The sequence below is a fragment of the Methylobacillus methanolivorans genome (assembly GCF_044751345.1).
Classification (GTDB): Bacteria; Pseudomonadota; Gammaproteobacteria; order Burkholderiales; family Methylophilaceae; genus Methylobacillus; species Methylobacillus methanolivorans.
On sequence record NZ_JBIWXY010000001.1, the window covers coordinates 72,778 to 85,277 of the forward strand.

Below are 12,500 nucleotides of genomic sequence, written 5' to 3' on the forward strand. Positions count from 1 at the left end.
TATGTTAAAACATACAGCCAGAAGTAAATGGTTAATTTATTTAAGCAGTAAAAAAATTGCAACATCCTGGCTGCTAATTTTTGGTTTTTTTTTACTTTATTTTCCAAGTTATTTTCATGTGGCAAATACACTTTGGCATAATGAAAATCAGGCTCATGGTCCATTAATTTTACTAGTAGTTGCTTATCTTTTTTGGAAAGATAGAGAGTATCTTTTTGTTAATAACTATCCTGGGGTATTTGGTACTTTAATAGGATGGTTGTTTTTTATTCTTGGCTTATTTACTTATATAATTGGTAGATCACAAGATGTAGCTATACTTGATTTAGGCTCTCAGATACCTGTTCTTATAGGTTTGTTGCTTTTAGTAAAAGGATTGAACGTATTAAAAAAATTTTGGTTTCCTTTGTTCTTCATAATTTTCATGCTCCCTATTCCAGGATCTTTACTGGATGCGGTCACTTTACCTATGAAAATTGCAGTTTCTTACGTTGCGGAACACGTACTATATTTCTTTAATTATCCGATTGCACGTTCCGGTGTGATTATCCAAATTGGACAATACCAATTACTTGTTGCAGACGCATGTGCGGGTATGCATACTTTGATATCGCTCGAAGCATTGGGTTTACTATATTTGAATATAGTAAAGCATGATTCTTTTTTAAGAAATATTGTTTTGGCGGCATTAATAATTCCAATATCTTTTACTGCTAATGTTATACGGGTAATCGTCTTGACATTAATAACTTACTACCTAGGTGATGAGGTTGGACAAGGTTTCGTTCATGGATTTGCAGGGTTGTTATTATTTGTTGTTGCATTATCACTAATTATTTCAGTCGATAGTTTATTGCAATATCTCTCAAAAAATACTAAACGGACTGAAATTAGTACCAAGAAAGTAAAATTTTCTCCATGAATGCTAATAAACATAATATTGCGTTTGTATTAATGGTAATTGCATTCTCGTTGGCAATTTACTTCAAACCACATTTAAGTGTCGAAGCTAAAAATGTCAATTTAAACGCAATCGTACCTAAAGAGTTTGGGGTATGGAAGGAGCTGGAAACAGCTGTTCCTCAAATTGATTTGGCGGCTAGGAGAGATGGAGAGCCATCCATAGATAGCCCATACGATCAAACAGTTATGCGTACTTATGTGAATGATAAGGGCGATGTGATTATGCTTGCCCTTGCATATGGAAAATCTCAACGTCAAGAAGTGAAAATTCATCGTCCTGAACTTTGTTATGTAGCACAGGGGTTTTCTGTAAATTATTTGGCATCAACTAAAGTTAATTTAGAAAGTTTAGATCAAGCTATCGATGCTACATATTTAAATACTATTTCTAACAATAGAAAAGAATTGGTTTTATATTGGATAAGAATTGGTAATTTAATATCGACTAGCGCTTGGAAAACTAGGTTCTATATATTAAAGAAAGGATTGGATGGTGAGATTGTCGATGGGATTCTTGTAAGAACATCTCAGATCTACGATCGTATAGAGGACACTAACAGCTCATTGGAAATCCAGAAGAAATTCTTAAGTGAAATGCTTAAGGCAACTCCTGCTCAATATCATCATTTTCTTATACCAACCTCAGAATTATAACTGTGGAACTATTTTTATTAAGAAGCTATTGTTAATAATTTAATTGCCAATGTATCTTATGCGTATTTTACTGATCAATACATTTTACTATCCAAATGAACATGGCGGTGCTGAAATGTCAGTGAGATATTTAGCGGAAACATTGGTTAAGCTGGGACATGATGTTACTGTTATTTGTTTAAATACTGGCTTAGAAAGTTATGAAAAATATAATGGCGTAAAAATTAGGCGTATAAAAATAAAGAATATATATTTGCCAAACTCTGATACAGAGAATAAAGCTGGAGCATCTAAATTTTTCTGGCATCTGAATGATAGTTATAATTTCTTAGGAAAAAGTGATATAGGAAAGCTAATTAATGAAATAGCTCCTGATGTTATACATACTAATAATATTTCTGGTTTCTCAGTTTCTATATGGGATGTTGCAAAAAAGAAAAAAATTCCTGTTATTCATACTACAAGAGATTTTTATTTGCTTTGCCCTAAAACAACGATGATGAGTAACGGAGTTTCTTGTGAGGCTAGATGTAGTTCTTGCAAAATGCTATCTATGCCTAGAAAAATTTTATCAAATAATTCTGTAACACATGTAATTGGGATTAGTAATTTTATTCTTGATAAACATTTAAATTATGAATATTTTAAAAATATTCCATCGTCTATTATTCATAACTCATATGATATTGCTGATGTAAAATATCGCTCGCCAGAAGATACGCTAGTTTTGGGTTTTATTGGGAGGTTAGCTCCGTCTAAAGGAGTTGAGTTATTAATAGATGCGTTTAAGAGTATTTTTAGAAAAGATCAAAAAGTAGTTCTGAAGATTGCTGGGAATGGTAGCCAGGATTATGTTATGCATTTAAAACATCTTGCAGCGGGATTACCTGTTAATTTTTTAGGGAGATGTGCTCCCGAAAGCTTTTTCCCGTCAATCGATGCCACTGTGGTCCCTTCTATATGGAATGAGCCGTTAGGGAGAGTAGTCATTGAGTCTATGGCATATGGTAAACCTGTTATTGCTACGCCTGTTGGGGGTATTCCAGAGCTTTTTAACAGTGATCAGGGAATATTATGCGAACGGGTAGATGTCGATTGTATGGCTACTGCTCTCCTGCAAATGACGAAAATGCTGAGAGTCGATTCAAAAGCATTGCATGAGTCTTGCCTCAATCGAGCTGCCCAATTTACTGGAAAATTTGTAGCTGAATCTTATTTGAATGTATTTGATAAAGTTTTAAAGAGCTCATCAGCATGTCTGTAGTTATACAAGATAGAGTCTCGGATGTAACCGATAAATTTGTTGGTACGTGCAAATTTATCTTTATATTAGTAGCTATATATTTAAGTACATTTATATTTGAGGCACCTATCAGATATGTTCTGAATTTAGCCGGTGCCGGTTCTTTGTTGTATTTGCGAGATGGTATTCCTGTAATTATTATAAGCTTAATATGTATTAATTGGATGCGTGGTAAATATAACCCAACAATATTATTAGTAATTATCTATTTGTTATTGTTGCATTTTTTTGTTGGGATGATATATATACATTCTTTATTTCAACAATTGTTTGGACTCAAAGTTTTACTCCCTCTTATATTAGGGGTTGCTATTTTTTCTGTGTATAAGCTCCCTTTAATAAAATTTCGCCAGTATATCGCATATGTTTTTTTAATAATCGTACTTGCAATTTTGATTAATAAATTTTATGTATTTCCATGGGAAGGCGCTACATTTGATACTATTTTTGGTCAAGGCGAACAAGCTAGAGATTGGACGGCAGGTGGTGTGCGTAGGCTATCTGGATTTTCTAGAGCTTCATTTGACGCAGCCAGTGCTCTGCTTATTCTTGTTACTTACTTATTAGCAGCATATAAAAATACTTGTGCCAGAGTTTTATTTTGGCTATTGGCTTTTATAGGGATAGCGTTGACAACAAGCAAAGGTGCAATGCTGGCAGCACTGATACTGCTTTTATTGATGATTTTCAATAAAGGTGAGAATACTAAGCCCTTGTATCAATTTGTATTGGTTGGACTTGTAATGCTGGTTGTGCTGATGCCAATCATTTCGTTATTAATTAATGTGCGTGTAAGGGATATATCAAGTGAATGGGCGTGGTGGTTTACCTCTTATGCTGATCGAATGGAATGGATGTGGCCCAAGGCTTTTGAATTGTTGGACCAGCATGGAAGCTATCTGCTTGGAAGAGGACTTGGTGGTATTGGTGTTTCTCAAATGTATGGAGATGGTCGCTGGATAAATGCTGCCGATAATATTTTTGTTTATTTAACTGTTACTTTTGGTATTGTTGGATGGATATATTGTGGTGTGATTCTTACGAAATTATTCATATATAAAGCAAAAACCAGTAGAGAAAATTTTTTAATTTTTGCGTTTCCTGCTATTGCTTTAGCTTATGGTATGAGTGTTGGAGTCATTGAGCAACCGTTATTGTCATTTACATTGGGTGCAGTAATTGGGTGGATTTTTAGATCGATGAAACCATCATAAACTTTATATGAGGGGGATGTATGGTTAAATATATTTTGTATTTTATAGTTTTTATTTTTTTTCATAATCAACTTTATGCTGCTACTAGTACATTTAGTAATGGGCCTGTATCTCGCACTCAGAAAAGTGAATCAAAAGAAACTAATGCAAATAAAAAAACATTGACCCCTAGCTCCACTGAAAAAAATATACAAAAAGATCAAGAGGACCCAAATGTTATTGTCAGTGATAATTTTATTTATGGTGTTGGTATACATGCGGGACAAGAAAAAATTACTTTTGCTAATGCTAAAGCATTGATTTCCGCTTCTGGAGCTAATAGTTTTAGAGATGAGGTTTTTTGGCATCGTCTTGAGCGTATCAAAGGGGAAATAGGAGTAAAAAAGGATCTCGCTGGTTTAGATGCACTTATTAATTGGGAAGAAACTAATCCGCTAATCATTCTTAATTATGGCAATCAATTTTATGATAGCAATCGCCAGCCTTATACAAATGAAGGACGTCAAGCTTTTGTAAGGTATGCGGATTATGTTTCTAAACGATACAGTACTCAGGTTTTTGGATTTGAAATATGGAATGAGTGGAATATTGGATTTGGAAATGCTGATAGACAGATAAATAGATATGGAGATCCTGAGCAGTATTATTTATTAGTAAAAGAAGTCTCAACAGTAGTTAAAAAAAATGCTCCATCGGCAAAAGTTTTATGTGGAGCTGTTACTGATTTAGATTCGGCTTGGATAGAGAAAACATTAAAGCTTGGTATCATGAAGTATTGTGATGGATATTCTTTGCACCCATATAATTTTTCAATTGGAAAGAATGCTGTTCCTTATCATGCTTTTTCTTGGGTGGATTATATTTGGAGGCTAATGATCAAATATAATTCTTCAGGTGAAAAAAAAATATACATTACAGAATTAGGGTGGCCTAACCATACAGAAAAATATGGTATATCAGCAGATTTAGCAGCTGCATATCTTGCCCAATCATTTATCATGGCCAAGTCTCGAGAATATATAGGCGGATTGTGGTGGTATGAGCTGGTTGATAGTGGTCTTAATGCAAAAGAAAAAGAACATAATTTTGGATTGGTTAATCATACTTTTGGTGCAAAACAAGCTTTTAATGCTTTTCACAATATAGTTTCTAAATTAAAAGGCGCTACATTTGTAAATGGGGGAGTTTTAAGTTCTGATAGGCTCTGGGCTAGATTTAATTTACCGAATGGTAAACAAATAACAGCACTATGGACCATATACAATGGTGACCCTAAGGATTTTCATGTGAAAGCAGTAGATAATAATGCATACGTTGATGTTGTGCCCTTGGCTGATAATAGTAGTTATTCTTTTGACTATACTAAAGACGTTATGAGGGCTGGACCTATGCCTCTTATCATTGAACATGACATTGGGGCATTAAATATAGAATAGTTTAAGATTATTTTAGTAATCTTGGTGTTTTTTTATTAAGCGACTATTATTTAGATATAACAGGATTGTTTTGTGAAAGTATATATAAATGGGCGATTTTTATGTAGAAGATTAACAGGAGTTGATCGTTTTGCTATTGAGACCATTAAGGAATTAAATGAACTGATAGCTGAGAATCATCAGTCTATTAAGGAGATAGAATATTTTATTGTGGTTCCACATGGGGCTGAAATTAATATTACATTTTCTCATTTAAAAATTATAAGATTTGGATTTTTTAAGAATCAATTGTGGGAACAATTTTCGCTTCCTTTTCTAATCTTTAATAAAAAAGCAATATTGTTAAATCTATGTAACACAGGGCCTTTAATATGTAGAAGACAGATTGTTGTTATACATGACGCTGCCATTAAGCGGGTGCCTGAGACATTCTCGTTTCGATTTCGATTATGGTATGGAATATTAATGCCTATACTAGGTCAGTTTGCAAAAGAAATTATTACAGTCTCCCAATACTCTAAACATGATCTTATTGACTTCTTTAAAATACCTAATTCAAAAATTAGTGTTGTTGGGGAAGGAGGGGAGCATATTGCAAAATTTAACTCAGATTTAGATATTTTCAACAGAACTAATGTTCGACCTAATACTTATATATTAGCAGTTAGTAGTCATGCCCCTCATAAAAACTTTTCTTTAATCGCAGATGCTTTAAAGAATATATCTAAAGAATGTGAAGTTAGTTTTTTGATAGCAGGTGGCACAAATCCTAAAATTTTTTCTGAATCTATTGATATGCATTCTGGAAAAATAAAGTTATTAGGATATGTATCTGATAATGAGCTTAAGGCATTATATTCTAATGCTTTGTGTTTTATATTTCCTTCACTCTACGAGGGGTTTGGTATTCCACCATTAGAGGCAATGAATTGTTCATGTCCAGTTTTAGCTTCTAATGCCGCATCTATTCCAGAAGTTTGTGGTGATGCTGCTTTATATTTCTCTCCAACAGATTCAGATAAGTTGGCTCATTTGATTGAATATGTAATTAATAATAAAAAAATTCGCGATGAATTGAAAATTAAAGGGATTGAACGAGCGCATATTTTTTCTTGGCGTAACACCGCCATCAAAGTTGCCAATTCATGTAATAAAGTATTAAGAGAAAGTTAATATTTTTCATAAATTGAAAAGATATAAATATGGCTAGATCAATTGAAAAAAAGAAATTATATGTTCTCCATATCGCAGAGATTCTAAAGGGTGGTATTGCTACTTATTTGAACGAGATTCTTGCGCTTCAATCAAATTCTGATTTGATTCATCAGCTTGCTGTTTTGGCTCCAAAAAGTCAAAAAGAATATCTTAATAATTTTCCACATGTGAAGATTTTTTATTTTAATGATTTTAGACTTAGAGTGTTAAATGTTTTAAGCTTATATTTTACTTTTGTACAAATATTTTTTCGTTCTGAGTTTAATATAGTGCATTTGCATAGTACATTTGCTGGATTTTCTGTCCGCTTATTTTATGGTTTATTTAGATCATCAAAAATCAAAATAATCTACTGTTCCCATGGATGGGCATTTGATAGAAATGTTGCAGAATGGAAAAATAGACTACTTGTTCATGTTGAAAAAATTCTCGCATTCGGTTGTGACACAATAATTTGTATATCTAAACATGATTTTTTAATGGCTAAGAATAACAATGTTGGATCTAGTAAACTTGTTATTGTTCAAAACTCCATTAAAAATATAGAATTGCCAATCTCTAATATAGATTGGCCTAAGGGGAAATTACGGGTGCTTTTTGCTGGAAGGTTTGATAGGCAAAAGGGCGTGGACATTTTTTTCTCTGCAATGAGCCAACTACAAAATATTGTTTATGCATATGCGGCAGGAGACCAATCTTCTGGAGATCAATCGTATATAGAGCCTCCATCTAATGTTAATTTATTAGGATGGACACAGCATGATAAGCTGCAGCAATATTTTGTTTCTTGTGATGTATTTGTAATTCCTTCTCGTTGGGAAGGTTTTGGCTTGTCTGCTCTTGAAGCAATGAGAGCCTCTAAACCTGTCATTGCCAGTAATGTTGGCGGTTTGCCCGAGCTAATTGAACATGGTGTTACTGGCTATTTAATTTCCTCTAATTCAGTTGATGATCTAGTAAATATTTTAAAATCTTTAACGCCTGACTTATGTAAAGAAATGGGAAGCAATGCCAGGGAAAAATATTTGAAATTTTTTACTTCTGAGCGGTTAAGCAGGGAGATATTAGATTTATATTTGAATTAACTAGGGTTGTTGCCGGTATTTAAAGATTGGAGTAAGTTGTGAAGATTGCAATAGCAGGGACTGGTTATGTTGGTTTGTCAATTGCAGTATTGTTAGCCCAGAAGCATGAAGTGGTTGCACTTGATATTATACCTGAAAAGGTTGAAATGCTAAATCGGAAACAATCACCAATTGTTGATGATGAAATTTCGCAATATTTGGAGACTAAGGCCTTAAATTTTCGAGCTACACTTGATAAAAAGGAGGCCTATGAAGGGGCGAATTATGTGGTGATTGCTACGCCTACTGACTATGATTCAGAGACTAGTTATTTCAATACTAAATCTGTTGAGGCTGTTATTAAAGATGTTATGCAGATATCTCCCTCTGCTATTATGGTCATAAAATCCACTATTCCTGTTGGATATACCGAAAATATAAGGCGTGAATTGCAATGTGATAATTTGATTTTTTCTCCTGAGTTTTTGCGCGAGGGCAAAGCGCTATATGATAATCTTTATCCATCTCGCATTGTAGTGGGTGAGCGATCGACACGTGCTGAGACTTTTGCCAAGTTGTTGCAAGCAGGCGCTATCAAAGAGAATGTTCCTATCCTATTAACTGATAGTTCTGAGGCAGAAGCGATAAAATTATTTGCGAATACTTATCTTGCTATGCGAGTGGCTTATTTTAATGAGTTAGATACTTATGCAGCAACTCATGGTCTAAACACGAAGCAGATAATAGAAGGCGTTGGATTAGATCCACGAATTGGGTCGCATTATAACAATCCTTCTTTTGGATATGGCGGATACTGTTTGCCAAAAGATACTAAGCAATTGCTGGCGAATTACAATAATGTACCGCAGAACCTGATTAATGCGATTGTACAATCTAATAGTACCCGTAAAGATTTTATCGCTGAAAGCATTATTCGTAAAAAACCTAATGTAGTTGGAATTTATCGCTTAATTATGAAGGCGGGCTCCGATAATTTCCGTGCTTCTAGTATTCAAGGCGTTATGAAACGAATCAAAGCCAAGGGTATAGAGGTCGTTGTATATGAACCAGTGTTAAATGAGTCGGAGTTTTTCAATTCTAAGGTCATGAATGACTTGGCGGAGTTTAAGCGTCTTGCGGATGTAATTGTCTCTAATCGCTTGACGAAAGAGCTTGAGGACGTAAAGGATAAGGTATTTACGCGCGACTTGTTTGGCAGTGATTAGTTTGTTGTGGCTTGTTGATTAGATTAAAGAGGTTTGAATGTCTGCTTCAATCATACCAGTTATATTATGCGGCGGATCGGGTACGAGATTATGGCCGCTTTCACGTGAAAAATATCCTAAACAAGTATTAACCTTGTTTGGTAAGGATTCTTTACTACAAGCTACGCTTAAACGCACTGATGGCAACATACATAATTCAAATATATCAACTCAGCCAATCGTTATTTGTAATGAAGAGTATCGCTTTGTCATAGCTGAGCAGCTTCGACAAATGGACAGGCGTGGAAAAATTATATTAGAGCCTGTGGGAAGAAATACGGCACCTGCATTGACTTTGGCTGCTCTTGAGGCCGAAGAGAGTGATGCTGATCCTATCTTGCTAGTGATGCCTGCAGATCATGTAATTACTGAAGTCGCTTCCTTCCAGGCGATAGTGAAAGAAGGCGCGCGATATGCCGAGGAAGGGCATATCGTAACGTTCGGAATTGTGCCTGATTATCCAGAAACAGGATACGGATATATCAAGATGGACGAGCAACTTTTATCTGATATTGGAGCTACTCATATTGCACAGTTCGTGGAGAAGCCAGATTTAGCAACTGCTGAGGCCTATATATCTACGGGCAGATATCTATGGAATAGCGGCTTATTTATGCTACGTGCTTCAGTTTGGCTCGAGGCACTTGCGATTTGCCGCCCAGATATTTTGGATGCAGCTAAACAAGCGTGGCAAGGAAAGAATGTGGATGGAGATTTCATTCGTGTAGAAAAATCTATGTTTGCATCTTGTCCTGGTGATTCTATCGATTATGCTGTAATGGAGCAGGTGGCCAATAGTCTTTCCGGTCTACCTACCGGTATTGTTATTCCACTCCAAGCCGGTTGGTCTGATATAGGGGCGTGGGATTCTTTTTGGAAGGTTCTTCCTCAAGACGAGGACAAAAATGCACTACGTGGCGACGTATTTCTTGATGAGTGCGAAAACACGCTTGCGCTTTCATCAAGCAGGCTATTAGCCTGTGTTGGAATTAAGAATATCGCAGTGATTGAGACGCCGGACGCAGTATTGGTAGTTGATAAAAATAGAACCCAAGATGTAAAAAAGATCGTTGAGCGTTTAAATCAGCAGGCGCGCCCTGAGGCAAAGAATCACAGGAAAATACACCGACCATGGGGATCGTATGACAGTATTGATATGGGAAAGCGGTTTCAAGTTAAGCGTATTGTAGTAAACCCAGGTGCAACATTGTCTTTACAGATGCATCATCATCGTGCTGAGCACTGGATCGTAGTAACCGGAACTGCTGAGGTAACGCGTGGGGAGGAGGTATTTCTCGTATCAGAAAATCAGTCTACTTACATTCCTCTCGGAGTGACACATCGCTTAGCTAATCCAGGAAAGTTACCTTTGGAAATGATAGAAGTACAATCTGGAGCTTATCTTGGTGAGGATGATATTGTTAGATTTAACGACCAATATGGTCGAGTTTAATCTAACCTAAATATTAAGTTGGCTCATATCTTAAGTTATTCTATGGGCTTGAGCTCTTTGTTAAAGTAGTAATGAAATATGAGCGTATCAAAAAAAATCAAGTCGATTAAAAATTCTGTATTGAATAGTATACATAATATACATTCTATATTTGCGTTATGTGCATTAAATTTCAGAAATTATAGTGACAATGTTTTATCTAATGATCCCAATATTATTGTCTCGTTAACTTCATTTCATAAAAGATTTGATCAATTACATTTAACCATTAGATCAATTCTTACACAAAAATTTTCTGCTCCATATTCAGTTCATTTGATTTTGAGTAAAGCTGATATTGATATTGCAGGGGGCGTGCCAAAAGAAATTATGGCGCTAGAGAAATATGGACTGAAAATAATCGTGGTAAATGAAGATTTAAGATCGTATAAAAAGCTTCACTACACGTTAAAAGATTATCCTGAAAAGATTATTGTTACAGCAGATGATGATGTTCTTTATCCTAAGAACTGGTTAACTGGGCTTTATGAAAAATGGAGAAAATATCCTTCGTGTGTAGTTTGTTACAGAGGACACTTTTTAGCCTTTAAAAAATCTGGAGAGTTTTATCCATATGCTCAATTGATGAAAAATCCCATGAAGTTAAAAAGATCTACACCATCTTTTGCATTGATGCCTACTGGAGTAAGTGGCGTCCTTTATCCACCTGGTTTACTCAGTGATTTTGCAACAAGGGAAGAATTATTTACGGAATACGCCCCATTTGCCGATGATATTTGGTATAAATTATCCTCTTTGGCAACTGATACTAAATGTGTGCAGGTCAAGTTTTATAACGTGCATTTTCCTCATTTAAGGGGATCGCAAGATAACGCGTTAAATAAAATGAATGTTGCCCAATCGCTCAATGATGAGCAATTGAAAAAGTGTTATAAGGTTTTTCCAGAAATTTTGGATAAAATAAAATTAAAAATATAATCTTTTTAGCTGAGATAATGTGGATTTGGCGTAAGAGAAAATATGCTGTCTGACATTAATAAAATCTAAATTTTTTAGTAAGGATTTAATTTTACTACTCGATTTTAGTGCGCGATTAGAAATGGCGTGTAATCTTTCATGCTCAATTGCGCTGTTTGACAAGTCTAAGGGATGGTGAACAATATCAGCTATATATATATTGGTAAATAGTTTTAATTTTCTATAATTTAACCAATCGTCCGCGAGATAAAAATTAGATTCTAAAGTGGTTGCTAAGTTGTTGGCAGTGTTTTTACTGATAACATAGCAACATGTTCGGAAGATAAATTCTTCACTTTTAATTGTCTTATAGAATTTTTGCTTACCTATATATTGTTTGGACCAAATGCTTCTAGAAATATATTTTGTTTTCTCTATTCCATCTTGTCCTCCGAGGATATAAAGATTATCTTTATCTAAATTTTTTACTTCATTATTAAAGTTTTTAATAAAAGTGGAAAAATTTTCATCTAAAATAGCATCATCTTCTAATATGCATGTCCATTTATTATTATTTTTTAGTATTAATTTATATGCTTTTAGATGGCTAAGTGTGCACCCTATCTCTCCTGGTGTGGCTAAGTAGCCGCGCGTAAGTAGTTTTCCTTTGTAGGAAAGTTTATTTATGAAGTCTTGTGATAAACTTTTTCCATGGATGGCATCAATAAATTGATACTCGAGGTTTAAGTCATTTAATTTCTTGGAAATGATATTGCGTTTATCAATATCATTTACCAATGAAATTATATAAATAGGAATCATGATAGTTATCTGCCTTAAGTAAATTTATTGCTATTTATTACTAAATTTTCTAATAATTTTGGCTGCTGGGATTTTAATGGAAATGGTTAAAAATGTAAATGTCATACTGTTGATTTGTGAAGTGAGAAATATTATAAAATCATTAAGTTATGAT

The 12,500-nt window shown here is 34.5% G+C and carries 11 protein-coding genes; 10 read left to right on the top strand and 1 reads right to left on the bottom strand.

Annotated elements, in window-relative coordinates; genetic code table 11:
* Position 1 precedes the first annotated feature (1 nt).
* From xrtB to ACIKP9_RS00410, 10 genes are all read left to right on the top strand, one after another.
* Positions 2–922 (top strand): exosortase B, encoded by a 921-nt coding sequence (gene xrtB, locus ACIKP9_RS00365; protein WP_400877783.1) that lies wholly within the window; start codon positions 2–4, stop codon positions 920–922.
* Positions 919–1,617 carry an exosortase C-terminal domain/associated protein EpsI gene (locus ACIKP9_RS00370; protein ID WP_400877786.1) on the top strand — a complete coding sequence of 233 codons (699 nt, stop codon included), beginning with the start codon at positions 919–921 and terminating at the stop codon, positions 1,615–1,617. Before xrtB ends, ACIKP9_RS00370 begins: the two co-directional genes overlap by 4 nt.
* A 58-nt stretch (positions 1,618–1,675) precedes the next feature.
* Positions 1,676–2,881 carry a glycosyltransferase family 4 protein gene (locus ACIKP9_RS00375; RefSeq protein WP_400877788.1) on the top strand — a complete coding sequence of 402 codons (1,206 nt, stop codon included), beginning with the start codon at positions 1,676–1,678 and terminating at the stop codon, positions 2,879–2,881.
* Positions 2,872–4,134: an O-antigen ligase family protein gene (locus ACIKP9_RS00380; RefSeq protein WP_400877791.1), complete on the top strand. Its 1,263-nt coding sequence runs from the start codon at positions 2,872–2,874 to the stop codon at positions 4,132–4,134. The genes ACIKP9_RS00375 and ACIKP9_RS00380 overlap by 10 nt, the downstream gene beginning before the upstream one ends.
* A 20-nt stretch (positions 4,135–4,154) precedes the next feature.
* A complete protein-coding gene (locus ACIKP9_RS00385) occupies positions 4,155–5,570 on the top strand; it encodes a hypothetical protein (RefSeq protein ID WP_400877794.1) in 1,416 nt (471 codons plus the stop codon).
* A gap of 72 nt (positions 5,571–5,642) precedes the next feature.
* Positions 5,643–6,743, top strand: coding sequence for a glycosyltransferase family 4 protein (locus ACIKP9_RS00390; RefSeq protein ID WP_400877797.1), 1,101 nt, complete (start codon positions 5,643–5,645; stop codon positions 6,741–6,743).
* A gap of 29 nt (positions 6,744–6,772) precedes the next feature.
* Positions 6,773–7,870 carry a glycosyltransferase gene (locus ACIKP9_RS00395; RefSeq protein WP_400877800.1) on the top strand — a complete coding sequence of 366 codons (1,098 nt, stop codon included), beginning with the start codon at positions 6,773–6,775 and terminating at the stop codon, positions 7,868–7,870.
* A 38-nt stretch (positions 7,871–7,908) separates the two neighbouring features.
* Entirely contained in the window at positions 7,909–9,075 is a 1,167-nt protein-coding gene (locus ACIKP9_RS00400) for a nucleotide sugar dehydrogenase (RefSeq protein ID WP_400877803.1), read from the top strand.
* Positions 9,076–9,112: 37 nt separating this feature from the next.
* The gene (locus ACIKP9_RS00405; protein WP_400877806.1) at positions 9,113–10,567 is read left to right on the top strand and encodes a mannose-1-phosphate guanylyltransferase/mannose-6-phosphate isomerase; all 1,455 of its coding nucleotides are present in this window, start codon (positions 9,113–9,115) and stop codon (positions 10,565–10,567) included.
* A 78-nt stretch (positions 10,568–10,645) separates the two neighbouring features.
* Positions 10,646–11,545, top strand: coding sequence for a hypothetical protein (locus tag ACIKP9_RS00410; RefSeq protein ID WP_400877809.1), 900 nt, complete (start codon positions 10,646–10,648; stop codon positions 11,543–11,545).
* Here the strand turns inward: ACIKP9_RS00410 and ACIKP9_RS00415 are convergent.
* Positions 11,534–12,346, bottom strand: a complete 813-nt coding sequence (locus ACIKP9_RS00415; protein ID WP_400877812.1) for a glycosyltransferase family 25 protein — start codon at positions 12,344–12,346, stop codon at positions 11,534–11,536. The genes ACIKP9_RS00410 and ACIKP9_RS00415 overlap by 12 nt on opposite strands.
* Positions 12,347–12,500: the final 154 nt, after the last annotated feature.